Raw genomic sequence first — 23,867 nt, forward strand, 5'->3', positions numbered from 1 at the left:
CGGACAGTTCAGGTCGCGGCCGGCTCACGCGCGCACCGGCCGCGGCGCGATGGCGGCGAGCGCCTCGGCCAGCAGGATCCGCTCCGCCCGGTCGTAGACCTGGCGGGCCTGCTGCGCGGAGTCACCGACCGCCGTCATCCCGACCCGGCCGGCCTCGGTGACCGAGCTGATCATGTGGAAGACGACCCCGGTCCCGCTCGCCGGGTCGAAGTGCAGCCCCGTCCGGGCGACGATGTCGAAGAGGTCGTCCACGCGCAGGCCACGCAGGTTCGGGTCCTCGAGGTGGTCGGTCGCCATGAGGTGCTTCTCCCGCCCGCCCGGTGTCGTGAACAGGCCCGTGTCCCCGTGGTAGCGACCGTCGGTGAGGAACTGGAGCGTGAGGAACGGGTGCGTCGTGCCGCCCTTGCGCAGGTTGACCTCGATCGCGTATGCCGTCCACGCGCCCTCGTTGCGCACCACGACGAAGTCGACGGCGAACCGCCCCAGCACCCCCAGCTCGGCCAGGCGGGCGCCGATGGCCTTCGCCTCGTCGGTGATGAGCCGCGCATAGCCGGGCGCCGCCGGGAAGGTGCACCCCAGGTAGGACTGGCCGGTGGGGCCGCCGAGGATCTGGTCGTGCGTGGACAGCACCTCGAGCTCGCCCATCGGCGTGATCCGGAGCTGGACGCTCGGGCTGAGGACCTCGTCACCGACGATGCGCTCCTCGACGATGCCGCCCTTCTGCTGGAACTTCGCGAGATAGGTCTCGTGCGTCACCGTCCGGCCCTCGAGCTCCATGGTGTGCACCCGCTCGAGCAGGGCCGCCCGCTCGTCCGACGAACCGGGTCCGGGCAGCCGGGACAGGTCCACGACGGCGTTGCCGGACCCGGACACGCCCTCGTTGAGCTTGACCATGGCGACCGACGCGTCCGGCCGCCGCGTCCGCAGCTCCGACAGGGCCGTGACGATGTCGTCGAGCGACGACAGGTCCTCGAACCCGACCGGGTAGGTCACCCCGGACTCGTCGAAGAGCTTGCGGCACCCGGACTTGGTGCCGAGTGCGAGGTGGCGCGGGTCCGCTCCGTACATCGGGATGCCCAGCTCGATGGCGAGGTCCCGCTCGAGGGTGGTCGTCGTGTAGGGCACCAGGTGCGAGCGTCGGGGGTTCGGGACGAGGGCCGCGATGTCGGCGAGCAGGCGTGGCCTCTCGAGGAGCTTCTCGCTCAGCGGCCGCGGCGTCAGGTCCCCGACGGACACCATCGAGAGCCGGGCCTTCGCGTGGCTCGGGATCACGCCGGACAGCAGCGCGAGGTAGTACTCGACGATGGCCGGGTCGACCGGCCCGGAGGTCACGTAGACCATGCGCAGCCGCGGCTGCCGGAGCAGCAGCAGCAGGAAGAGGTAGCGCTCCTCCATCGCCTGGTTGACCGCCCCCGCCCTGGCGTTGACCCTGTCGAGCGACACCGACGGCACGACGACGACGGACTCGTCGGCCTCGTTGAGCCGCATCGACCTCCACACGTCGGGCAGCCGGGCCTGCAGCCGCCCGAACGCCGCGTTGCGCCCGTCCTCGTCGAGGTCGGCCAGCAGCCGCGGCTCGTCACCCTGCCGATCCCGACCGGGCCGGCCGGCATACCCGCTCAGCGACGTCACGACGCGCTCCGCGCGGCATCGAGGCCGAGGACCTCGTGGGTCTCGACCGGCTTGGTGATCCCGCGCAGCTCGACGGGACCGAGCGGACGCGTCACGGCGACCTCGCCGGCCCCGGCAGCCACCCGCTGCGTGACGAGGATCTGCCCCGCCTCGGCCAGGCCCGAGAGGCGGGCGCTGACGTTGGTCACCGTGCCGATCGCGGCGTAGTCGTAGCGGCCCTCGAACCCCACCCGCCCGAGGGTCGCGTACCCCTGGGCGATGCCCACCCCGAAGCCGAGCTCGTGGCCTCGTCTGCGCCACCCCTCGGCCAGCTGCTCGACGCGACCGCGCATCGCGACGGCCATGCGCACCGCCCTCTCCGGGGCGTCGGGACACGGGATCGGGTCGTTGAAGAACACGAGGAGGCCGTCGCCTGCGAAGTGCTCCAGCGTTCCCTCGAACCGGAACACGAGCTCCCCCAACGCCTCGTGGTAGTCGCGCAGCACGGCCATGACCTCCTCCGGCTCAGCCGTCTCCGCGAAGGGGGTGAAGCCGCGCAGGTCGCAGTAGGTCGCCGTGATCTCGGCGCGGTGGCTGGTGAGGAACGCCTCGTCACCGCTCTCGACGACCAGCCCGGCCACCTGCGGCGACAGGAACCGGCGCAGCCGGCCGACCCGCTCGAGCTCCGCGACCTGGGCCTGCACCTTGGCCTCGAGCTCGCGGTTCCACGCGGCGAGCTCGGCGCTCTGGCGCTCGATGGTGTCGTGGTAGCGCTTGATCCGGACCAGCGACCGGACCCGGGCGAGCAGCTCGGCCTGGTCGAAGGGCTTGGTGACGAAGTCGTCGGCGCCGGCCTCGATCGCCCGGATCTTCTGCTCGTTGCCGGACGCCGTGACCATGACGACGGGCAGGTATGCCGTCCGGTCGTCCGACCTGATCCGCCGGCACGTCTCGTACCCGTCGATGCCGGGCATCTGGATGTCGAGGAGCACGATGTCCGGCAGCTGCCCGGCGAGCCAGTCGAGTGCGTCCTCGCCGGACTCCGTGGCGTGCACGGCGAACCCGCGCGGCGAGAGCACGGCATCCATCAGCTTGCGGTTCGGCTCGAGGTCGTCGACGACGAGGACCACGGGGTCACGGGTGTCGTCCTGCATGGTCATGGCTGCTCCGTTCGGAGGTGTCGTCGGACCTGGTCGGGGAAGTGCCGCACGCTGATCGGCTTCTCGAGGTAGCCGTCGAAGCCCGCATCGCGCGCCCGGTCGTGGTCCTGCTGCATCGCGAAGGCGGTCAGCGCGACCACGGGGATCTCGGCCGTGAGCCGGTCGGACCGCATCCGCGCCAGGGCGGCGTGACCGTCGATCCCCGGCAGCTGGAGGTCCATGAGGACGATGTCCGGCAGGTCCGCCCGGGCACGCTCCACCGCCTCCTCACCGCACGTGGCGACAAGGACGGTGAAGCCCGCGAACTCGAGGACGTCACGCGCCAGCTTGAGGTTCTTCTCGTTGTCCTCGACGAGCAGCACCACCCCGCCGTTCGGGGAGCTGCCGCTCATGGGGGGACACCTCCCGCCGCCGCCCTCGGCACGGTGACCTCGCTGAGGCGGCTCGCCAGCAGACCCAGGTCCACGGCGTTCTTCGACGTCACGAACTCGATCCGGCCCTGCAGCATCCGCCGGTCGGCGGCGGTCAGCGTCTTGGAGGTCAGGACGACGATGGGCACCGAGGCGCTGACCGGGTCGCTGCGCAGGCGGTCGATGACCTCGAAACCGTCCATGTCCGGCAGAAGCAGGTCGACGAAGACGACGGAGGGCCGCGCCTCCCGGACGAGCGCGAAGACGTCCTCGGCCTCGGTGCACGTGTGCAGCGTCCACCCGGCGGGGTCCAGCGCGAGACGGGCGAGCTCGAGGGCCGACGGGTCGTCGTCCACGAGAACCGCGACCCTGGCCCCGGACTGCTCAGTACGCACCGGCACGAGGCGTCGCAGCGCCTCGACGAGGTCGTCCCGGGCCACCGGCTTGACGAGGTAGTCCGAGGCGCCGAGTGCCATCCCCCGGCTCCGGTCCGGCAGGACGGAGACGACGACGACCGGTGTGCCCGCGACCTCCGGGTCGCTCTTGATCTCGGTGAGCACGTCCCAGCCGTCCATCCCGGGGAGGTGGATGTCGAGCACGACGACGTCGGGACGCTGCTCGCGCACGGTCGCCAGCCCGGCGACCCCGTCGGCGACCACGGTGGTCCGGAGCCCGGCGGCGCCGAGGTGCAGCGAGAGCAGCTCCGCCGAGCTCGGGTCGTCCTCGATGATGACGGCGAACGGTCGTCCGTCCCCCGCGTCCGCAGCATCGGCCGGGGCAGGCGTCGCCACGGACAGCGGGTCGGTCCGCGCCCGGACGGTCGGGATGCTGAACCCGAACGTGCTGCCGTGCCCCAGCTCGCTGCGCAGCCAGACGGTTCCGCCGTGGAGCTCGACGATGCGACGGGTGAGCGTCAGCCCGAGCCCCGTTCCCTCGACCTTGCGTGCGGCCCGACTGCCCTGCTGGAACGAGTCGAAGATCCGCTCCTGGTCGGCGGCGGCGATGCCGACCCCGGTGTCGGACACCGTCACCTCGAGGCCGTCCGGCCGACGCGTGGCGGCCACGACGACGGTGCCTCCATCCGGGGTGAACTTCACCGCGTTGCTGAGCAGGTTGAGAAGCACCTGCTTGAAGCGCAGCTCGTCGGCGTGGACCGACCCGAGCCCCTCGGGGAGCTCGGTCCGCAGGGCCACGCGCTGGTTCAGGGCCCGTTCCCGCACCATGGACAGGGCGTAGGTGACCGCCTCCTCCACCGAGAAGTCGGTGAGCTCGAGCTCCATCTGCCCGGCCTCGACCTTGCTGAGGTCGAGGACGTCGTTGAGGAGGTCGAGGAGGTGACGGCCGGAGCTGAGGATGTCGCGCAGGTAGTCCTCCTGCCGCTCGTTGAGCTCACCGAACATCCGCTCCAGCAGGACCTCGGAGAAGCCGATGACGGCGTTGAGTGGCGTGCGGAGCTCGTGCGACATGCTCGCGAGGAACTCCGACTTGTGCCGGCTGGCCTGCGCCAGCTCGGCGCTCTGGACCTCGAGCTGGCGGTGGATGCGGGCGTTGGTCAGGGCGATGGCCGACTGGTTGGCGAAGGCCTCGAGCAGCTCGCACGTCTCGTCGCTGAACTCCCCCGGGCTCTTGCGGCGCACGACGAGCGAGCCGACGATCCGGCCCGAGCGGATGAGCGGGACGGCGACGACAGAACGCCACCCTGCGGCATACAGGATGGAGAGGTGAGGGTCGAGGTCGTCGACCAGCGACAGGTCGGCGACCTGGATCGGCCCGCGCTCGCGGCAGGCACGCCCGATGAACGTCTCGTCGATGTGGATCCGGCTGTCCCGCAGGGCCTGCAGCACCTCGGCACTCGTCCCGGTCGCCGCGCGCACGCTGAAGAGGCCGGAGTCCTCGTCGAGGTCGACCAGCGAGCCGCCGCTCGTGCCGGACAGCCCGACCGCGACGTTGACGATCGTCGCCAGCACCTCGTCGGCGTCCAGGCTCGAGCTCACGGCGTTGCCCACCTCGGAGAGCGCCTCGAGCTGCTCCACCCGCCGGGTCAGCTCGCTGGACCGCGCCTCGAGCGCCCGCACCAGCTCGACGTTGCGCACCGCCAGTGCTCCCTGGGCCGCGAACGTCGTGAGCAGCGAGCACACCCGGTCGTCGAACCGGGCGACGGCCGTCCGCCAGACGGACAGCACGCCCACGACCTCGCCGTCGACGAGCATCGGGGCGCCGAGGATCGTGCGGTAGCCCTCGATCCGCTGGAAGTCGGGCCGGTCGTACTCCGGGTCGGCCAGCACGTCCTCGATCTGCTGGGTCGTGTGGTCCAGGCTCACCCGCCCGATGAGGGAGTCACGATCGCGGTGGACGGGGTCGGCCTCCGAGAGCGCGACGAACTCCGCGCTCATCCCGACGCCACGGATCAGTCGGTAGGCACCGTTGCGGAACAGGTGGATCTGCGCGGCGTCGGCGTGGCAGAGGACCCGGGCCCGCTCGACGATCGCCCCGAACACGTCCTCGGGCGCGGACGACGACGCGGCCAGAATCGCGAGGATCTCGCTCGTCGCCGCCAGCTGCCTGCGGATCTCGCGGTGGTCGTCGGTCGTGCCCACGCTCGCGAGCGCCGCGGACTCCCCCGTGTCCTCCCCGTCAAGAGTCGTGTCCACCGGAGCCTCCGTCCCACCCCGGCCGTGCTCTGTCGAGGCTCACCTCGAGTGTGCTCCCCCTCCGGACCCACCCTCAACGGATTGGGCGAACCAACCTTCGCGGCGCCCCGCGGGGAACCTGCACATACCGCGACAGCGACGCTCGCCACCGCGGGGCCCGCGGGGTCGGCTCAGCCGCCGGGGACCATCCAGCGCAGGATCTCGACGAGGCCGACGACCGCGCAGAGGATGACGAACGCGGCGATGACCCAGGCGATGATCTGCGCCGCGTCGATGCCACCACCGGACGCGTCGGAGGACACGGCCGAGCCGGCCGGGTCGGGGGTCGACTCGCCGGAGCCGCGGGCCTCGAGCGCCTTGCTCCGCAGGGCCTCGACCTTCTTGGAGCGGGGCTCCTGCCGCACCGAGCGGGGCAGTGAGCGCCACATGGCCCCGAAGTCGTCGCCGTGCGAGTCCCGCCATGCCGCAACCGCCGCGTCGACCTCGGGTCCCTTGACGCCGGCGCCGAACCACACCGCACCGGCCGCGGGCAGGTCGCCCATCCCGTGGTGCACCTCGCCGAGCAGCCGCAGGGCCGTGAGGTCGCGCTCCTCGCGCACGTGGGCGGCGAGCAGGTCGCGAGCCCTCCAGAGCTGGTGGCGCTCGATCGCCTCGGTGGCCTCGGCGAGGACCGGGTCCGGGGCAGCATCGGTCACGGTGTCGCGGTTCTCGTCGGGCATGAGAGCCAGCGAACCACACCGCCGGGCCCGTCTCCACGACCGGCACACGGCATACCGCCGCTGGCACGGGGCGACCTGCGTGTGCCGCCCGCCCCGCCCACGTGACCGGCGCCACTGAGCGTGCGCTCAGTCACAAACCGGCAACCCGCCTTGCCTGACGCTACTGGCGAGTAGCACCATGGGTTCATGGGTCACTACAAGAGCAACCTGCGCGACATCGAGTTCAACCTCTTCGAGGTGTTCGGTCGCGGTGACGTGCTGGGCTCCGGGCCCTACGAGGACCTCGACGCCGACACGGCGCGGGAGATGCTCAAGGAGGTCGCCCGCCTCGCCGAGAACGAGCTGGCCGACTCCTTCCAGGACGCCGACCGCAATCCGCCCGTCTACGACCCGCAGACGCAGGCCGTCACCATGCCGGAGTCGTTCGCGAAGTCCTACCAGGCCTACCGCGACAGCGGCTTCTGGGGCATCGACCTGCCCGCCGGTCTCGACGGCACCGTGGCCCCGCCGAGCCTGCGCTGGTCGGTCAACGAGCTCGTGCTCGGCGCGAACCCGGCGGTGGCGATGTTCAACGCCTCCTACGGCTTCGCCAAGCTCATGTACGTCCTCGGCACCGAGGACCAGAAGAAGCTCGCGCGCTGGATCGTCGAGAAGGACTGGCACTGCACCATGGTGCTGACCGAGCCGGACGCCGGCTCCGACGTCGGCGCCGGCCGCACCAGGGCCGTGCCGAACGAGGACGGCACCTGGACCCTCTCCGGCGTGAAGCGCTTCATCACCAGCGCCGAGTCCGACATGGTCGACAACGTCGTCCACTTCGTCCTCGCCCGCCCCGAGGGCGCCGGCCCCGGCACCAAGGGCCTCTCGCTCTTCGTCCTGTCCAAGTACGACGTCGACCTCGAGACCGGTGAGCTCGGCGAGCGCAACGGCGTCTACGTCACCAACGTCGAGAAGAAGATGGGCCTCAAGGTCTCGACGACCTGCGAGCTCACCTTCGGCGGCGAGAAGCCCGCCGTCGGGACGCTGTTCGGTGACGTCCACGACGGCATCGCCCAGATGTTCCGAGTCATCGAGAACGCCCGGATGCTCGTCGGCACCAAGGCCATCGCCACGCTCTCGACCGGCTACCTCAACGCGCTCGAGTACGCCAAGGAGCGCGTCCAGGGCGCCGACCTCACGCAGCAGACCGACAAGGCTGCGCCCCGCGTGCCGATCACCCACCACCCCGACGTGCGCCGCTCGCTCATGCTGCAGAAGTCCTACGCCGAAGGCCTGCGCGCCCTCGTCCACTTCACCGCGAGCCAGCAGGACATCGTCGACGCCGAGCAGCTGCGGACCGGGTCCGAGTCGCTCGAGCCCGGCTCCCCTGCCGAGCTGGCCAACCGGGTCAACGACCTGCTCCTGCCCATCGTCAAGGGCCTGGGCTCCGAGCGCGCCTGGGTGCTGCTCGGCACCGAGTCGCTCCAGACGTTCGGCGGCTCCGGCTTCCTCCAGGACTACCCGGTCGAGCAGTACGTGCGTGACGCCAAGATCGACACCCTCTACGAGGGCACCACCGCGATCCAGGGCCTCGACTTCTTCTTCCGCAAGATCATCAAGGACAAGGCGCAGGCCCTGACGACGATCTCCATGCAGGTGCAGGAGTTCGCCAAGGACCTCGGTGGTCACGGCGGCCGGCTCGACCGCGAGCGCGAGCTGCTCGGCGAGGCCCTCGAGAACGTCCAGGGGATCCTCGGCTACATGGTCGGTGAGCTGATGAAGTCCGACCCGCGCGGTGGCAATGCAGCCGGCGACAACGATATTCGGAATCTTTACAAGGTCGGGCAGAACACGACCCGCCTGCTGCTCGGCGCCGGTGACCTCGTCGTCGGCTGGCTGCTGCTGCGCCAGGCCGACGTCGCGCTCTCGGCCCTCGAGGGCGAGGTCAGTGACAGAGACCGCGACTTCTACACCGGCAAGGTGGCGGCGGCGCAGTTCTACGCCCGCCAGGTCCTCCCGCGCCTGGCCGCCGAGCGGGCCATGGCCGAGGCCACCGACAACGAGCTGATGGACATGCCCGAGTCCGCCTTCTGAGCAGGCACGACGAAGCCCCGGCGAGCTGCTCGCCGGGGCTTCGTCGTGCTGCGAGGGATCCGCTCAGTAGCGGGTGTCCGGGTCGACGCGGGTCTCGTCGACGCGCGAGCCCGAGACGGGGTCGACCTGCGAGGAGCGGGTCGCCGTGTAGCCCGCCGGGCGGGTGCGGCCGCGCATGGCGAAGGACAGCAGGATCGCGAGGACGCCGGCGGCGATGAGGATCCAGCCGAGCATGCCGTCGTCCAGGCCGGGGATGTCCACCTGCAGGACGAACGCGAGGATCGCGCCGATAACGATGAGGACGATTCCGAGTCCGATGTACATGGTCACTCCTTGTGGCCGGGTCCGGGGAAAGGGGCCCCGGATCGGTGGTCAACTCTACCGCTGACCTGCGGGTTCGAGCGGGAGGAGCGCGCCCGGGTTGAGCAGCCCGTCGGGGTCGAGCGCGTGCTTGATCCGCTGGTTGACCTCCATGACGTCCGGCCCGAGCATCGCCGGCAGGGCGTCGCGCTTGAGCCGGCCGACCCCGTGCTCACCGGTGATCGTGCCGCCCAGCGCGATGGCCGCCGCGAGGATGTCCTCGAAGGCCGCCCGGGCGCGTGCCGTCGAGTCGGGGTCGGCCGCGTCGTACATGACGATCGGGTGGGTGTTGCCGTCACCGGCGTGCGCCACGCACACGATGTCGACGCCACGCTCGCGGCCGATCTCCTCCACGCGGCCGACGAGCTGGGGCAGCAGCGGCACGGGGACGCCGACGTCCTCGAGGAGCAGTGAACCGGCTGCCTCGGCCGCCGGGAAGGCCAGGCGCCGCGCCCGCACGAAGGACTCGCCCTCGACCGGGTCGTGCGTGACGAAGAGGTCGACCGCACCCGCCTCACGGCAGGACGTCTCGATGACGGCCATCTCGCCCTCGCGCGCGCCGGCGGGGGCGTCGGACTGGACGAGCAGCAGCGCCCGCTCACGGTCCAGGCCCATCGGCGCGAAGTCCTCGACCTGGTTCACCGTCGGCCGGTCCATGAGCTCGACCATCGACGCGCGCACGACCCGGCCCATCGCGACGACGGCGTCGGCCGCGGCGCGGACCGTGTCGAACGTCGCGACGAGGGTCGAAGGTGCGAGCTTGGCCGGGACGAGCCGCAGCGTGGCCCGGGTGACGATGCCCAGCGTCCCCTCGCTGCCGACGAACAGCTTGAGGAGGGAGAGTCCCGCGACGTCCTTGACCCGCTTGCCGCCGAGGGTGATGAGGCGCCCGTCGGCGAGGACGACGTCGAGCCCGAGGACGTAGTCGGTCGTCACGCCGTACTTGACGCAGCACAGCCCACCGGCGTTCGTCGCGATGTTGCCGCCGATCGAGCAGATCTCGAACGAGGACGGGTCCGGGGGGTACCAGAGGCCGTGCTCGGCGGCGGCCTTCTTGACGTCGGCGTTGAAGGCGCCGGGCTCCACGACGGCGCACCGCGCGTCAGGGTCGATCTCGACGGCGGTCATCCGCTCGAGGCTGAGCACCAGCCCACCCTCGACCGCCGACGCTCCCCCGCTGAGGCCGGTGCCCGCACCACGGGGAACGACGGGTATGCCGTGGCTCGCGGCCCAGCGCACGGCCACCTGGACGTGGTCCGCGACCTCGGCGCGGACGGCCGCACACGGCATACCGGCGTCGGGGTCCCGGGCCCAGTCCCGGCGGTACTTCTCGAGCGCGACGGGCGCGGTCGCCACCACCCCCTCCGGGAGAAGGGCGACGAGCTCGGCGACGGCAGCGCTGCGATCGGTCACGGGGCCATCCTAGGAACGGTGTCGGCCCTGTCGGCGTGCGCAGGCAGGATGGGCGCCGTGGCCACGATCGTCTTCCTGCACGCCCATCCCGACGACGAGGCCTCCGGCACCTCCGGGACGATGACCCGCCTCTCCCGGGAGGGCCACCGGGTCGTCGTGGTCTACGGGACGGGTGGTGAGCTGGGGACGGCGCCCGAGGACCTCGCCGAGGGCACGACGCTCGCCGACTTCCGGCGGGCCGAGGCCGAGGCGTCGGCGGCCGTGACGGGCACCGAGCGGATCGTCTGGCTCGGCTACCACGACTCCGGCATGCACGGGTGGGAGCAGAACTCCCACGACGGCTCCTTCCACGGCGCCGACCTCGACGAGGCCGCGGGGCGCCTCGTGGAGGTGCTCGACGAGGAGGACGCCGACGTGCTCGTCGCCTACGACTGGCACGGCGGCTACGGCCACCCCGACCACGTCAAGGTGCACCGGGTCGCCCACCGGGCCGCCGACCTCGCCGCCCGCCGACCGCGCCTTCTCGAGGGGACGATGAACCGTGACGCCATGCGCGCCGGTCAGGAGGCCGAGCGCGCGGCCGGTCGCGAACCCGACTTCGACGCCGACCAGCCGATGGAGGACGGCGAGCCGATCGGCACGCCCGAGAGCGAGATCTCCTGGCGGGTCGACGTGTCGGGTGACATCGACTCCAAGCGCGCCGCGCTGTCGTGCCACGCGAGCCAGACCAGTGACGTCGGCATGATGCTGCAGATGCCGCCCGAGATCTTTGCGCAGTGGTTCGGCACCGAGTTCTATCTCGAGCCCGGTCGCGAGCCGGGCATGGTCGACGGCTGGCCGTTCGCCGACCTCGAGCGCTAGCCGGACCCCTCAGAGCCGGCGGTCGCCCAGCACCGGGAAGGCCTCGCGAGTGCGGGCCACGACCCCCGGGTCGACGTCGACGACGAGGACCTCCTCGTCCGTCCCGGCCTCGGCGAGCACGTCACCGTTCGGGGCCACGACCTGGCTGCGCCCGCCCATCTCGGTGTGGGCGTGGGTGCCGGCGGTGTTGCACTGCACGACGAACGCCTGGTCCTCGACGGCCCGGGCCCGTCCGAGCAGGGTCCAGTGGGAGACCCTCGCGGCCGGCCACGCCGCGGGCACGAGGAAGACCTCCGCGCCGGCGTCCACCTGCTGCCGGTAGAGCTCGGGGAAGCGCAGGTCGTAGCAGGTGGACAGCCCGACCGTCGCGCCCTCACCTGCCGCCGAGGCGAGGCGCGCGGTGACCACCTCGGAGCCCGCCTCGAGCAGCTTCGGCTCACCCGAGCCGAAGCCGAACCGGTGGATCTTGCGGTATGCCGTCCGCTCCCCCTCCGCGGTGACGAGGACCGAGGTGTTCGCGAGCCGACGGCCGTCGGCCCCGGCCTCGGGGAGCCGCTCGACGAACGAGCCGGCGTGCAGAGCGAGGGACAGCTCCCGCGCCAGGGCCGTCATGCGCTCGACCCAGGGCCCGTCGAGCGGCTCGGCCAGGTCCTCCCAGCGGCGGTAGTCGAAGCCGGTGGGCGCCCACAGCTCCGGCAGCACGACGAGATCCGGCCGCGACCCTCCGGACGCACCCTCGACGGTGGAGCGGACGAGGTCGCACACCCGCTCGACCCGCTCGGGCACCGGCTCCGCGTCGCCGTAGCCGACCTGCACGACCGCGATCCGCATCAGGAGTCCTTCCTGCCCTGCTGGCCCAGCCGAGCCAGCCGCTCGTTGTAGGCGCGCAGCGCTGCGTCGTCGTCGCGCGTGGCCTGGCGGTCGAGCCGGACCGACTCCTGGCGGTCGCGGCTGAACCACTGGCGCGCGACGAGGACCGCGAGGACGAGCGTCGGCGCCTCCCCGAAGCCCCACGCGATCTCGCCGGCGCGCTCCTGGTCGGCGAGCGGAGGCGGGGCCCAGGGCAGGTTGATCCCCTGGAAGAAGTCGGGGGCGAGGACGAACGTCGTGCCGGTCAGCGCGACACCGAAGAAGGCGTGGAAGGTGATCGTCGCGAAGAGGATGAGCAGCAGGACCGCCGGCGACCACTTCGGCGGTCCGGGGTCGATGCCGATGAGAACCCACGTGAAGAGGTAGCCCGTGAGGAGGAAGTGGGCCAGCATCAGCAGGTGGCCCGTGTGCGTCGTCAGGGCCAGCTCGAACAGCGGCGACCAGTAGAAGGCGGCAAGGCTGGCGAAGAAGAGCACCGCCGCGACGACCGGGTTGGCGAGGAACCGCAGCGCCCGGGAGTGCACGACCTGGAGGATGACCTCGCGCGGGCCCCACGTCCGGTCTGGACGCGCGGGCAGCGCGCGCAGGGCGAGGGTGAGCGGCGCGGCGGGGACGAGCAGCAGCGGCACGATCATCGCGACGACCATGTGCATCACCATGTGCACCGAGAACTGCACCCGCCCCCAGATGTCCGGCGCGCCGCTGGTCGCCCACACGAAGACGAGCCAGCCCAGGACCCAGAGCACGGTGCGGTGGACCGGCCACGCGTCACCGCGACGGGACAGGCGACGCGCACCGCCGGCATACAGGCCGATCGACACGAGGGCGATGCCGATCATGAGCCAGCTCGGGCGCCAGGCGGTGACCCAGTCCGCCGCCGACATCGGACCGGGGTCGGGGAAGCCGGTGACCGACAGCACCGCGCTGGGGTCGAGCTCGGACTCGGGCACCGGGGGTGGGGTGCGGCTGAGGACCGCACCGAGGCCGAACGCCGCCGCCATGAGGGCCAGCTCGACGAGGACCAGCCGCGCGAACCCGCTGCCGTCGTGCTCGATGCTGGCGATCACCCGACGCCGCTGCTGCCAGCCCATGACACCCAGCGCGAGAAGGATCAGCGTCTTCGCGACGACCATCGCGCCGTAGGCCGAGGCGATGCCGCTCACCGAGCCGAGCCGGATCACCGCCTGCTGCAGACCCGTGACGGCCACCGCGGCGTACGCCCACCCGGCAAGGACGGAGTAGCGGGCGACGGTGGCGCCGAGGTCGGACCCGATCCGGGGCTGCATGACGGCGATCGCCAGGAGACCACCGACCCAGACGGTGACGCCGACGAGGTGCACCCCGAGCGAGTTCACCGCGTCCTCGTGGCTCGCGCTGCCGGCGGAGTGCCCCGTGAGCGCGACGATGACGATGCCGGTCAGTGCCACGACGGACAGCCAGGCGTATGCCGTCCGCGACCGTGCCAGCAGTGCTCCGGTCGTCACGATGAGGGCGACGCCCGTCGCGATCGAGAGCACGCGCGTGACCTCGAGCGACCAGACGAAGGTGAGGAACTGCCGCGCCAGCTCGGGGTCACCGAGGCGCAGCCCCGCGAGGGAGGCGAAGGTGAGGAAGGTGACGAGGCCCGCCGCGACGAACCAGATGACGCCCGTCACCGCGGCCAGGCGTGCGGCCTGCTGCCGACGCTCGGTGCTCCGCCGCTCCGGAACGAGGAAGGCCGCGAGCAGGAGCAGCCCGAGGGTCGCCGCCGAGGAGAGGTCGCTGGCCACCCGGGCCAGCGGCAGCGCCCAGCGCACGAGCGGCCCGGGGTCGTCGAGCACGAGCGGCGCGAGGACGCCGGAGAGCGAGGCGGCGACCAGGGTGACGGCCAGCGCGCTCAGGGTGACGACGGCGACCGGTCCCGTCGCCGTTCGCGTCTCGACGGCGGTGGAGCTCATGGCCGACAGCCTAGGTCGGTGGCACAGTGGTGCTCGATGACCCCCTCACCTCCCCACCTCACCCTCGGCATCGACGTCGACGCCCCGGCCGACGTCGCGTGGGACCTGCTCGTGCGGGTCGACCAGTGGCCGCGCTGGGGGCCGACCGTGCGACGGGCCGTCGTCGACGGCGGCGCCGACCGGATCGCCGCGGGTGCCACCGGGACGGTGTGGACGACGCCGGGGCCCCCGCTGCCCTTCCGGATCGAGGCGTGGGAACCGCACGGGCCCGTGCGCCACTGGTCGTGGCGGGTGGCCGGGGTCACGGCGACGGGCCACACGGTGCGCGAGCGCCAGGGTGGGTGCCGGGTGGAGTTCACCGCCCCGTGGTGGGCGCCCGGCTACGCACCGGTGCTGTGGTTGGGCCTGCGCCGGGTCAGGTCCCTGGCACGAGCTCGTCGGGGCCGGGCAGCTCCTCCATCGCGGCCAGCTGGAGACGGCACCACGGGCTGACGTCGCGAGTCCCGGTGAGGACGTCCGCGCGGAACCGGGCCCAGTCGGTCCACTCGTGCTCGACCACCTCGTCCGGGTCCGGCGCGAGCGACGCCGGGTCGGGGCAGCTCGCGACCCACACGGGGCAGATCTCGTTCTCGACCGTGCCGTCCTCCATGACCGCGCGGTAGCGGAAGTCGGGGAGCACGACGCGCAGGTCGGTCAGCTCGACGCCGAGCTCCTGGCGCACCCGACGGCGCACGGCGACGTCCGCCGCCTCCCCCGGGGCGGGGTGGCCGCAGCAGCTGTTGGTCCACACCCCGGGCCACGTCCTCTTGGACCAGGCCCGGCGAGTGAGGAGCAGCCGGCCCGACGAGTCGACGACGTAGCAGGAGAAGGCGAGGTGCAGGGGGGTGTCGCGGTGGTGCACCTGCGCCTTGGGCGCCGTCCCGATGGCTCGCCCGTCCTCCGAGAGAAGCACGACCCGCTCGACGTCGGCCCCCGCGACGCCCTGCCGCACGCTCATGCCGGACGCGCCAGCTGGTTGACCGCGGCACGGAAGACGGCCGGAACGACGGTGGCCGCGGGGACGACGCCGCGACGCACCGACGGGACGCGGGTGGCGGTGACGAGGCCGAGGGTCAGCAGGTCGTGGCGGCGCCGGGTTCCGCGCCAGGCCTGCTCGTAGGAGCTGGGGTCGCCGGACCCGATGGCGTCGACGGCCGCCCGTGCCTGGGCCATTCCGAGGGCGAGGCCCTCCCCGGTGAGGGCGTCGACGTAGCCGGCCGCGTCACCGACGAGGAGCACCCCACCGAGGACCCGACGGGAGGACCGCTGCCGCAGGGGGCCGGCACCGCGCACCGCGGAGCGGGAATGGCCGGCGAGGCGCTCGGCGAGCAGCGGGAACGCCCGGAGCAGGTCCTCGAAGGGCCTGCGCTGGGAGCTGAGCAGGGCCACCCCGATCTCGCCGGGTCCGACCGGGGTCACGTAGGCCTCGCCGGCCGCGGACCAGTGCACCTCGACCATCGACGTCCACGGAGCACGGGCGACGTGTGCCCGCTGCCCGTAGCGGCGCAGCCGGGTCCGCGGCCGGTCGAGGCCGAGGAGGCGCCGCACCGGAGAGTGGAGCCCGTCGGCGGCGATGACGTGGCGGAACCGTTCACCGTCGACGTCGACGTGGTCGCTCCGGTTCTCGATGGTCGTCACGGGCGCCGCGGTGACGCTGACCCCGGCCTCTCGCACCCGTTCCACGAGGGCGGAGTGCAGCAGGGTGCGGCGGACCCCGAGGCCCGGGCCCGACCGGAAGGGGGCGTCCACCTGTCGGTGGCCGCCGACGTAGCGGATGCCGGTGATCGGGTGTCCCTCGACGGGGACGTCGAGGTCGCGCAGGGCGGCCAGCGCCCCCGGCATGAGGCCCTCACCGCAGGCCTTGTCGATCGTCCCGGTGCGCGGCTCACGCACGGTGACGTCGAGACCGGCGCGGACGGCATACAGGGCAGTGGCCAGGCCGACCGGACCGCCGCCGGCGACGAGCAGGTCACGCATGCTGGGCCACGTCCACGGGCGGCAGGGTGGCGAGGGCGGCGTTCTCCGCGCGCAACCGGACCGTGAGCAGGGCGGCGTTGGCGACGGTGAAGACGAGGGCGGTGACCCACGAGGCGTGGACAAGCGGCAGCGCGACCCCCTCGGCGACGACGGCGACGTAGTTGGGGTGGGACAGCCAGCGGTAGGGACCCGAGCGCACCGGGGCCAGCCCGGGCACGACGATGACGCGGGTGTTCCAGCGGCAGCCGAGGGTGGCGATGCACCACCAGCGCAGGGCCTGGGCCGCGATGACCACCACGAGCATCGACCAGGCCAGGGAGGCCGGCACGTCGGGCCGGCGCACGACCGCCTCGACGAGCATCGCCACGAGGAAGCCGGTGTGCAGGACGACCATGAAGGGGTAGTGACCACGCCCCGACTCGACCCCGCCCTGCGACAGGCTCCACGCGGCGTTGCGCTTCGACACGACGAGCTCGGCCAGGCGCTCCACGCCGACGAGGAGCACGAGGACGACGAACGCGGTCAGGGTGGTCACGGCGCGACCGGTTCGGCGGGGGCGCGCAGCAGCACGAGCTCCGAGCAGAAGCCCGGCCCCATCGCCATGAGGAGCCCGTGGGTCCCGGGGGTGGGTGGCCGCTGGGCGAGCGTGTCCGCGAGGACGTGCAGGACCGAGGCCGACGAGAGGTTGCCGATGCGCGCCAAGCTGGCCCGGGTCAGGGCGACGTCGTGGTCGGCGAGGCCGAGGGTGTCGCGCAGGGCGTCGATGACCTTGGGTCCGCCGGGGTGGCACACCCACCAGCCGATGTCCTCGCGGGTGAGGCCGTGGTCCGCGAGGAAGCGGTCGACGTCGCCGCCGAGGTGGCGCCCCACGATCGCGGGAACCTGGGCGTCGAGGACGATGCGCAGTCCCGAGGAGCCGACGTCGAAGCCCATGGTGCGCTCGCTGTCGGGATAGAGCCGGCTGTGGCTGTCGAGCACCTCGATCCCCGCTGCTGCCTCCCGGCGGCCCGCGCCACCCATGACGATGGCGGCGGCGCCGTCGCCGAACAGCCCGCTCGCGACGAGGTTGGCCACGCTGGTGTCGTCCCGCTGCACGGTCAGCGAGCAGAGCTCGACGGCGACGAGGACCGCGACGTCGTCGGGGTGACCGAGCAGGTAGTCGTGCAGACGGGCAGCTCCCGCTGCCCCGGCGACGCAGCCCAACCCGAACAGCGGCACCCGCTTGACGTCCTCGCGCAGGCCGATGGCCGCGGCGATCCGTGAGTCCAGCGAGGGGACCGCGAGCCCGGTGACCGTCGTGGAGACGATGAGGTCCACGTCGGCCGGCGCGAGGCCGGCGCGAGCCAGCGCGCCGAGCAGGGCCTGGGCGCCGAGGTCCACGGCGTGCTCGATGAAGAGGTCGTTGGCCTCGTCGAAGTCGGCCAGGCTCTCGTACTTCTCCAGCGGCAGGGCGAAGTGGCGCTGCTCGACGCCGGCGTTGGCGTGGACCGACCGGAGGAGGCGCTCACTGGCGCCCTTGGCGACGACCACCCGCGCGAACGCGTCGGTGATCTCGCTCTGGTCGTGGCGGTGGGCCGGGAGTGCCGTCCCCACGGACAGCAGGCGGGTGCTCACAGGGGCCTCGCTTCGGTCGGACGGCTCATCGGGCCACGAGGATCACGACGTCTACGAGCGCGATGCCGATGGCGGAGTAGAAGGGTGCCCGTCCGGTGCCGACGAGCGCGAGCCCTGCCAAGCCTGCCACGAGAATCCCGCCGATCACGGCGGGGATGCCCCCCGTCGACCCCGTGACCAGCAGGTTCAGGCTGGCGGCCACGAGGAGCACCACCGCCAGTACGGTGCTGCGACGAGCACCGAGGCGGTGCGGCAGACCGCGCACGCCGGTCGCGGCGTCCTCGTCGAGGTCGGGCACGACGTTGAGCAGGTGGGCGCCGACGCCGAGCAGCGACGCCCCGACGACGACCTCGGCCGGCGCTCGGGAGTCTCCGGCGAGGTGGACGAAGACGGGCAGCACACCGAACGCCACGGCATACGGCAGCCAGGAGAGCACGGTGGACTTGAGCCAGAGGTTGTAGGCCCAGCCGGAGGCGACGAGCACAAGGTGGACCGCGCCGGCCCGCCACCCGCAGGCGAGGGAGAGGACGACGGTGGCGACGAGGGCGAGCGCACAGGCCGCGCGGGCGACCGACACCGAGAGCTCACCGGTCGCGAGCGGCTTGTCGGAGCGACCCACGGCGGTGTCGCGAGCCCGGTCCCGGAGGTCGTTGGACCACCCGATCGACAGCTGGCCGGTGAGGACGGCGGCGGTGACGAGGGCGATGCGCGGCGGGTCGAGGTCGGCGGTGAGAGCGAGGAGCAGGCCGAGCACGGTGACCGCGAGCGCGGGCGGCGCGTGGGCCGCCCGCAGCAGGGCCGAGGCGCCGGTCGTCATGGCCTCACCCTAGGCAGCGACTCGTTAGGGTGACCACATGTCCCTCCACCCGGCTGCCCCCGAAGGCCTCGACGGCCTCGCCGCCGCCTACGCCCACACGGTGCAGGCGATCAGCGACCTCGGCCACTCACTGCGCCCCGGCGACGAGGAGCGGCCCACCACGTGTCCCGGCTGGACGGTGCTCGACCAGTTCGCCCACGTCGTGAGCCTCGAGGCGTGGGTGCAGGGCGAGGACGTGCCGGACGTCGACCTCGAGGACGGCCCGTCCGCGGAGGGCATCAACGCGATCGTCGACCGCTTCCTCGAGTCCCGCCGTGGACGCTCGCTGGCCGAGCTCCTCGAGGAGCTCGACGGCCTCGTCGCCGACCAGGTGCGACACCTCCGGGCGGACACCACCTCGCCCGACGAGCCCCGGACCGGGCCGTACGGACCCACGACGCTGCTCGGCCTCATGGAGAGCCGGGTCTTCGACCTGTGGGTGCACGAGCAGGACATCCGCGAGGCCATCGGCCGGCCCGGCAACCTCGACGGGCCGGCTGCCGCCCACACGGTGCGGATGCTGTTCGACGCGCTGCCCCGGATCGTGGCGCGCCGAGCCGGTGTGCCCGCGGGTCACGCGGTGATCCTCGACCTCACCGGACCCGTGGTCGGACGGGCCGGCGTGCGGGTCGAGGAGCGCGACGGGAAGCCTTTCGGCACACCGCTGTTCACCGGTGACGCCGAGCACCACGCCGACATCTCGACGACGACGATCACCATGTCGACCCAGGCGGCCACGCGCCGCTGCGCCGGCCGGGCCTCGACCGACGACACCCACCACGTCGTGCACGGAGACGACGACATCGCCCGCCGGGTGCTCGACGCGCTCGTCATCACTCCCTGACTCCTCCTCCCCCCGCGCGACAGGTGAAAGTTGCACCAACCGCGGGTGTGGGCGCAGACTGGTTGTATGCCGCAAGCAACAGAAACGACGGACAGCCGCGTCGCGTTCGGTGACGGGCTGGTCCGCGTCATGAAGATCATGGCCGCGGTCAAGCAGCGCGCCCCCCGGGCCCACCCCGACGTGGACCCCATCGGCTATCCGCTGATGTTCAACCTGCGTGAGGAGCCGCGGCGCGTCTCGGACATCGCCGCCGCCCTCCACCTCGACGTCTCGACCGTGAGCCGCCAGGTCAGCCAGCTCGTCGCCAAGGGGTTCGTCGAACGGCTGCCCGACGCGTCCGACGGCCGGGCCCACGTGCTCGCCCTCACCGAGACCGGTCGCGACCTCCTCGTGGAGATCCGGGAGCGCCGCAACACGTGGCTCGGCGAGGTGACCTCCGAGTGGGGCGCCGCCGACCTCGCCGACTTCGACCGCCTCCTTCGCCGGTTCGCCGACGACGTCGAGGCCCACCCCCTCCTCCACACCAAGGACCTCGCATGACCGCCACCACCGACCAGCCGCTGACCCACCGGCAGATCGTCACGATCCTCGTCGGCCTCATGTCCGGCATGTTCCTCGCGGCCCTGGACCAGACGATCGTCGCGACCGCCATCCGCACCATCGCCGACGACCTCAAGGGTCTCGAGCACCAGGCGTGGGCGACGACGGCATACCTCATCACGTCGACGATCGTCACGCCGCTCTACGGCAAGCTCTCCGACATCTACGGCCGCAAGACGTTCTTCACCGCCGCCATCACGATCTTCGTCCTCGGGTCGGTCCTCTGCACGTTCTCCACCTCGATGCTCCAGCTCGCCGCCTTCCGCGCGGTGCAGGGGCTCGGCGCCGGGGGACTCTTCTCGCTCGCGCTGGCCATCGTCGGCGACATCGTTCCGCCGCGCGAGCGCGCGAAGTACCAGGGCTACTTCCTCGCCGTGTTCGGGACCTCGTCGGTGCTCGGGCCGGTCGTCGGTGGCTTCCTCGCCGGGTCGGACGACATCTTCGGCATCACCGGCTGGCGCTGGGTCTTCCTCGTCAACGTCCCGATCGGCATCGCGGCCCTCGTCCTCGTCAGCAAGACCCTGCACCTGCGCCACACCCGCCTTGACCACCGCATCGACTGGACCGGCGCGGCGCTGCTCTCGGCCGCGCTCGTGCCGCTGCTGCTCGTCGCCGAGCAGGGCCGCGAGTGGGGCTGGGCCTCGACGAACGCCATCGCCTGCTACGCGGTCGGCCTCGTCGCCGCCGCCCTGTTCTTCTGGCAGGAGGCCCGCATGGGTGAGGAGGCGATCCTGCCGCTCGCCATGTTCCGCAACCGCACGGTCGGCGTCTCGTCGGCGGCCTCGATCCTCATCGGCATCGCGATGTTCGGTGGCCTCGCCTCGCTCCCGCTCTACCTCCAGATCGTCAAGGGCGCCTCCCCGACCGAGGCCGGGCTGCAGCTCGTGCCCATGACCCTCGGCATCATGTCGGGCTCGATCATCTCGGGGCAGATCATCAGCCGCACCGGCCGCTACCGCTGGTTCCCCATCACCGGCGTCGCCCTGCTGACGATCTCGCTGTTCGTCTTCCACTACGTCGAGTTCGACACCCCGCTCTGGCAGACGATGGTCGTCATGGTCTTCTTCGGCCTCGGACTGGGCTTCAACTTCCAGCCGCTCACCCTCGCCGTCCAGAACGCCGTCCCGCCGCAGCAGATCGGCGTCGCCACCTCGACCGCGACCTTCACCCGCCAGATCGGCGGCACCATCGGCACCGCCGTCTTCCTGTCGATCCTCTTCTCGCTCGTCCCGGAGAAGATCAGCGGTGCGATGAGGACGGTCTCCCCGACCCCGGACTTCCAGGAAGCCCTGCGCGACCCCGCGAACGCCGAGTTCGCCAGGCAGTACGCGGAGTCGCAGGCGAGTGGCGGCGCTGCGCAGGCCAGCGGCGTGCTCCAGGACAGCTCGTTCCTCACGACGCTCGACGAGCGACTGGCCAGGCCGTTCCTCATGGGCTTCTCGGAGGCGATGGACCACGTGTTCCTCGTCGGCTCGGCCGTCATGGTGCTGGGGCTCGCCATCATCTGGTTCCTGCCCGAGGTCGAGCTGCGCAAGGGCTCGGCCTACCAGGAGCGCAACGAGGCGGACGCCGACGCGGAGGCAGCCACCACCCACTGACCCCCTCCTCCACCTTCGCCTTGTGTGCCCCAGCGCGACCTAGAGGTCGCGCTGGGGCACACAAGGCGGGGGTTGTGGATGACGCCCGGCCGCCCGTGGCGCTTTCCGCCACGCTCGTGCCATGGCACGCGTTCCCGAAGTGGTGCGAGATCTTGCGCAGCGGCAGCACGGGATGGTCGCTCGACGGCAGCTGCGTGATCTCGGCCTGAACCGCGACCAGGTGGCCTCGAACGTCCGCGCAGGGAGGTGGGCTGAGCGCAGTCCCGTGGTGGTGAGCACCTTCACCGGGGAGCTGTCCCGAGAGCAGTGCGCCTGGCTGGGGGTGCTGCACGCCGGGCCACCTGCGGTCGTCGGAGGGTACGGTGCGCTCGAGCGGCACGGCCTCAAGAACTGGCACCGGGACGACATCACCGTCCTCGTCGACGAGGGGGCCCACCTGGAGCCTGTTCCGGGGATCGACTGGTTTCGGACACGACGGCCCCTCGAGCTCTGGAAGTCCACCAGCCCACTGCCCATGGCAAGGGTGGAGCCGGCAGCACTGCTGTGTGCGGCATACGAGCCGTCGTGGCGCACGGCTCAGGGTCTGCTGGCGGCGGTCGTCCAGCAACGGCTGACCACTGCCGCACGGCTTCGTGAGCAGCTGGAACGCATGAAGCCGCTGCGTCGAGCGCCCCGTTTCCGCATCCTCCTGACCGAGATCGCGGGCGGCGCCGGCTCGCTCGCCGAGGTCGACGTGACGCGGCTGTGTCGCGACTTCGGGCTCCCGTCGCCCACCCGTCAGCGGCGCCGGAAGGACCGGACCGGCAGGTGGCGCTACACCGACTGCGAGTGGGACCTGTCCGACGGCACCGTGCTCGTCCTCGAGGTGGATGGGGCCTTTCACATGGAGGTGGAGCACTGGGAGGACGACATCCGACGTCAACGAGGTCTCACGGCGCCCGGCCGCATCGTCGTCAGGTGCACGTCGCGGGAGGTCCGGGACGAGCCGTTCCAGCTCGCCGCGGACCTCAGAGCGCTCGGACTCGCCGCCTTGTGTGCCTGAGCGCGACCCGGGGCTCGCGCTGGGGCACACGAGGCGGGGGTTTTCAGGCCGAGCGGGAGATGCGGCGGGCCCAGGCCGCGGCGATGAGGGCGGCGGCGAGCGCGGCTCCCACGGGGAGGGCGTAGGTCTCGTGGGCGCCCCACGAGTCGACGAGGATGCCGCTCAGTGCCGTTCCCGAGGCCAGCCCGATGAGCAGACCGGTGATCGCCACGGCCATGCCCTCGGTGAGAAAGGCCCGCGGCACGAGGTGCTGCACCAGCGTGATGCCGGTGATGAGCGTCGGCGCCGTGGCCGAGCCGGCGACGAACATCAGCACGGTCAGGCCCCAGAGGCTCTCGACGAGCAGGACCGGCACCTCGAGCAGGAACATCGCGAGCGCGCACCAGACGAACCGCCGCGCGATGGAGCCGGAGAAGGTCCGGGTGCCGAAGACGACCGCCGACAGGGCCGACCCGAGGGCGAAGGCGCCGAGGATCACCGAGCTCATCCCGGTGCTCCCGGCCTCCTCGGCCACGGCGACGGCGACGACCTCGTTCCCGCCGAAGACCATCCCCACCATGAAGAGGGCCGCGCCGACCGGGGCGACTCCCGGCCGCTGGATCGCCAGCCCGTGCGGCCGCTCGTCGTGGGGCACGACCGGCGGCTCCGACCGGCGCTCGGCGAGGAAGAGGACGGCGCCGGCCGTGAAGACGACATAGGCCAGGAGCAGCCCGGCCTCGGGGAACAGCATCGTCGCGGCCAGTACCCCGAGCACCGGCCCGAGGACGAAGGCACCCTCCTCGACGACCTGCTCCAGCGACATGGCGGCGTGCAGGGCGTCGGGCTCCTCCCGCAGCAGGTGGGCCCAGCGGGCGCGCGACATCGGCCCCATCTCGGGGAGGAAGGCCGACACGGCATACCCGACGAAGAGCGTCCACGCGGGTGCGCCCACCGCGGACAGCACCACGGTGACGAGCCCCGCGAGGAACGTCCCGAGGACGAACGGCATCGACGCGCGCCGCTGGCCGTGCTTGTCGACGAGCCGCCCGATGACCGGCCCGGCCACGGCGAGGACGACGATGCCGCCGGCCGAGACGGCGCCGGCGAGCCCGTAGGAGTCGCGCCGCGTCGAGATCATGACGATGATCGCGACCCCGAACATCGCCCCGCCGACGCGCGAGAGGGCGCTCGCCGCGACGAACCGCGAGGCCCCCGGGATGGCGAAGAGGGGGCGGTAGGTCGCGAGCACCGGC

General features: G+C 72.2%; 22 protein-coding genes. 7 read left to right on the forward strand and 15 right to left on the reverse strand.

All coding sequences use genetic code 11. From position 1 onward, the window contains the following. Positions 1-24: 24 nt before the first annotated feature. The 5 genes from ACOJV9_RS10895 to ACOJV9_RS10915 all read right to left on the reverse strand — a co-directional run bounded on the left by ACOJV9_RS10895 (position 25) and on the right by ACOJV9_RS10915 (position 6,551). On the reverse strand, positions 25-1,632 hold the full coding sequence (locus ACOJV9_RS10895) for a peptide ligase PGM1-related protein (protein ID WP_420185238.1): 1,608 nt from the start codon (positions 1,630-1,632) through the stop codon (positions 25-27). Next, positions 1,629-2,771, reverse strand: coding sequence for a response regulator (locus ACOJV9_RS10900; protein ID WP_420185239.1), 1,143 nt, complete (start codon positions 2,769-2,771; stop codon positions 1,629-1,631). Before ACOJV9_RS10900 ends, ACOJV9_RS10895 begins: the two co-directional genes overlap by 4 nt. Beyond that, on the reverse strand, positions 2,768-3,163 hold the full coding sequence (locus ACOJV9_RS10905; protein ID WP_420185240.1) for a response regulator: 396 nt from the start codon (positions 3,161-3,163) through the stop codon (positions 2,768-2,770). Before ACOJV9_RS10905 ends, ACOJV9_RS10900 begins: the two co-directional genes overlap by 4 nt. After that, entirely contained in the window at positions 3,160-5,832 is a 2,673-nt protein-coding gene (locus tag ACOJV9_RS10910; protein ID WP_420185241.1) for a response regulator, read from the reverse strand. The genes ACOJV9_RS10905 and ACOJV9_RS10910 overlap by 4 nt, the downstream gene beginning before the upstream one ends. A 170-nt stretch (positions 5,833-6,002) precedes the next feature. Further along, complete coding sequence (locus tag ACOJV9_RS10915; protein ID WP_420185242.1) at positions 6,003-6,551, reverse strand: hypothetical protein; 549 nt, start codon at positions 6,549-6,551, stop codon at positions 6,003-6,005. 186 nt (positions 6,552-6,737) lie between these two features. On the opposite strand from ACOJV9_RS10915, the gene ACOJV9_RS10920 reads away from it, so the two are divergent. After that, the gene (locus ACOJV9_RS10920) at positions 6,738-8,624 is read left to right on the forward strand and encodes an acyl-CoA dehydrogenase (protein WP_420185243.1); all 1,887 of its coding nucleotides are present in this window, start codon (positions 6,738-6,740) and stop codon (positions 8,622-8,624) included. A gap of 63 nt (positions 8,625-8,687) precedes the next feature. Here ACOJV9_RS10920 and ACOJV9_RS10925 read toward each other — a convergent pair whose 3' ends face one another. Further along, positions 8,688-8,948, reverse strand: a complete 261-nt coding sequence (locus ACOJV9_RS10925) for a DUF6458 family protein (RefSeq protein ID WP_420185244.1) — start codon at positions 8,946-8,948, stop codon at positions 8,688-8,690. Between the two features lie 54 nt (positions 8,949-9,002). Then, positions 9,003-10,397: an FAD-binding oxidoreductase gene (locus ACOJV9_RS10930; protein ID WP_420185245.1), complete on the reverse strand. Its 1,395-nt coding sequence runs from the start codon at positions 10,395-10,397 to the stop codon at positions 9,003-9,005. Between the two features lie 48 nt (positions 10,398-10,445). Between ACOJV9_RS10930 and ACOJV9_RS10935 the strand changes: the two genes are divergently transcribed. Continuing rightward, positions 10,446-11,258: a PIG-L family deacetylase gene (locus ACOJV9_RS10935; RefSeq protein WP_420185414.1), complete on the forward strand. Its 813-nt coding sequence runs from the start codon at positions 10,446-10,448 to the stop codon at positions 11,256-11,258. 9 nt (positions 11,259-11,267) lie between these two features. Here ACOJV9_RS10935 and ACOJV9_RS10940 read toward each other — a convergent pair whose 3' ends face one another. After that, the gene (locus ACOJV9_RS10940; protein WP_420185246.1) at positions 11,268-12,089 is read right to left on the reverse strand and encodes a carbon-nitrogen family hydrolase; all 822 of its coding nucleotides are present in this window, start codon (positions 12,087-12,089) and stop codon (positions 11,268-11,270) included. Then, the gene (locus ACOJV9_RS10945; protein ID WP_420185247.1) at positions 12,089-14,065 is read right to left on the reverse strand and encodes a bifunctional copper resistance protein CopD/cytochrome c oxidase assembly protein; all 1,977 of its coding nucleotides are present in this window, start codon (positions 14,063-14,065) and stop codon (positions 12,089-12,091) included. The genes ACOJV9_RS10940 and ACOJV9_RS10945 overlap by 1 nt, the downstream gene beginning before the upstream one ends. A 36-nt stretch (positions 14,066-14,101) precedes the next feature. On the opposite strand from ACOJV9_RS10945, the gene ACOJV9_RS10950 reads away from it, so the two are divergent. Then, positions 14,102-14,557 carry an SRPBCC family protein gene (locus tag ACOJV9_RS10950; protein WP_420185248.1) on the forward strand — a complete coding sequence of 152 codons (456 nt, stop codon included), beginning with the start codon at positions 14,102-14,104 and terminating at the stop codon, positions 14,555-14,557. Here the strand turns inward: ACOJV9_RS10950 and idi are convergent. Genes idi through ACOJV9_RS10975 form a run of 5 tightly spaced genes read right to left on the reverse strand, consistent with a single transcriptional unit; the run spans position 14,481 to position 18,512 of the window. After that, positions 14,481-15,062: an isopentenyl-diphosphate Delta-isomerase gene (idi, locus tag ACOJV9_RS10955; protein ID WP_420185249.1), complete on the reverse strand. Its 582-nt coding sequence runs from the start codon at positions 15,060-15,062 to the stop codon at positions 14,481-14,483. The two genes, ACOJV9_RS10950 and idi, sit on opposite strands and share 77 nt — an antisense overlap. Further along, positions 15,059-16,081: an NAD(P)/FAD-dependent oxidoreductase gene (locus ACOJV9_RS10960; protein WP_420185250.1), complete on the reverse strand. Its 1,023-nt coding sequence runs from the start codon at positions 16,079-16,081 to the stop codon at positions 15,059-15,061. Before ACOJV9_RS10960 ends, idi begins: the two co-directional genes overlap by 4 nt. Continuing rightward, positions 16,074-16,607 carry an isoprenylcysteine carboxyl methyltransferase family protein gene (locus tag ACOJV9_RS10965; protein WP_420185415.1) on the reverse strand — a complete coding sequence of 178 codons (534 nt, stop codon included), beginning with the start codon at positions 16,605-16,607 and terminating at the stop codon, positions 16,074-16,076. The genes ACOJV9_RS10960 and ACOJV9_RS10965 overlap by 8 nt, the downstream gene beginning before the upstream one ends. A gap of 5 nt (positions 16,608-16,612) precedes the next feature. Then, positions 16,613-17,695, reverse strand: a complete 1,083-nt coding sequence (locus tag ACOJV9_RS10970) for a type III polyketide synthase (RefSeq protein WP_420185251.1) — start codon at positions 17,693-17,695, stop codon at positions 16,613-16,615. A 25-nt stretch (positions 17,696-17,720) separates the two neighbouring features. Then, complete coding sequence (locus ACOJV9_RS10975; RefSeq protein ID WP_420185252.1) at positions 17,721-18,512, reverse strand: UbiA family prenyltransferase; 792 nt, start codon at positions 18,510-18,512, stop codon at positions 17,721-17,723. Between the two features lie 37 nt (positions 18,513-18,549). Between ACOJV9_RS10975 and ACOJV9_RS10980 the strand changes: the two genes are divergently transcribed. The 4 genes from ACOJV9_RS10980 (at position 18,550) to ACOJV9_RS10995 (ending at position 22,635) form a co-directional block, all read left to right on the forward strand. Then, the gene (locus ACOJV9_RS10980) at positions 18,550-19,395 is read left to right on the forward strand and encodes a maleylpyruvate isomerase family mycothiol-dependent enzyme (protein ID WP_420185253.1); all 846 of its coding nucleotides are present in this window, start codon (positions 18,550-18,552) and stop codon (positions 19,393-19,395) included. 66 nt (positions 19,396-19,461) lie between these two features. Next, complete coding sequence (locus tag ACOJV9_RS10985) at positions 19,462-19,935, forward strand: MarR family winged helix-turn-helix transcriptional regulator (protein WP_420185254.1); 474 nt, start codon at positions 19,462-19,464, stop codon at positions 19,933-19,935. Then, on the forward strand, positions 19,932-21,593 hold the full coding sequence (locus ACOJV9_RS10990) for an MDR family MFS transporter (RefSeq protein WP_420185255.1): 1,662 nt from the start codon (positions 19,932-19,934) through the stop codon (positions 21,591-21,593). The genes ACOJV9_RS10985 and ACOJV9_RS10990 overlap by 4 nt, the downstream gene beginning before the upstream one ends. Before the next feature lie 121 nt (positions 21,594-21,714). Continuing rightward, a complete protein-coding gene (locus ACOJV9_RS10995) occupies positions 21,715-22,635 on the forward strand; it encodes a hypothetical protein (RefSeq protein WP_420185256.1) in 921 nt (306 codons plus the stop codon). Between the two features lie 43 nt (positions 22,636-22,678). On the opposite strand, the gene ACOJV9_RS11000 is transcribed toward ACOJV9_RS10995, so the two are convergent. Further along, complete coding sequence (locus ACOJV9_RS11000; RefSeq protein ID WP_420185257.1) at positions 22,679-23,863, reverse strand: MFS transporter; 1,185 nt, start codon at positions 23,861-23,863, stop codon at positions 22,679-22,681. Positions 23,864-23,867: the final 4 nt, after the last annotated feature.

Origin of the sequence: Knoellia terrae, from assembly GCF_048606435.1 — a bacterium.
GTDB classification, from domain to species: domain Bacteria; phylum Actinomycetota; class Actinomycetes; order Actinomycetales; family Dermatophilaceae; genus Knoellia; species Knoellia terrae.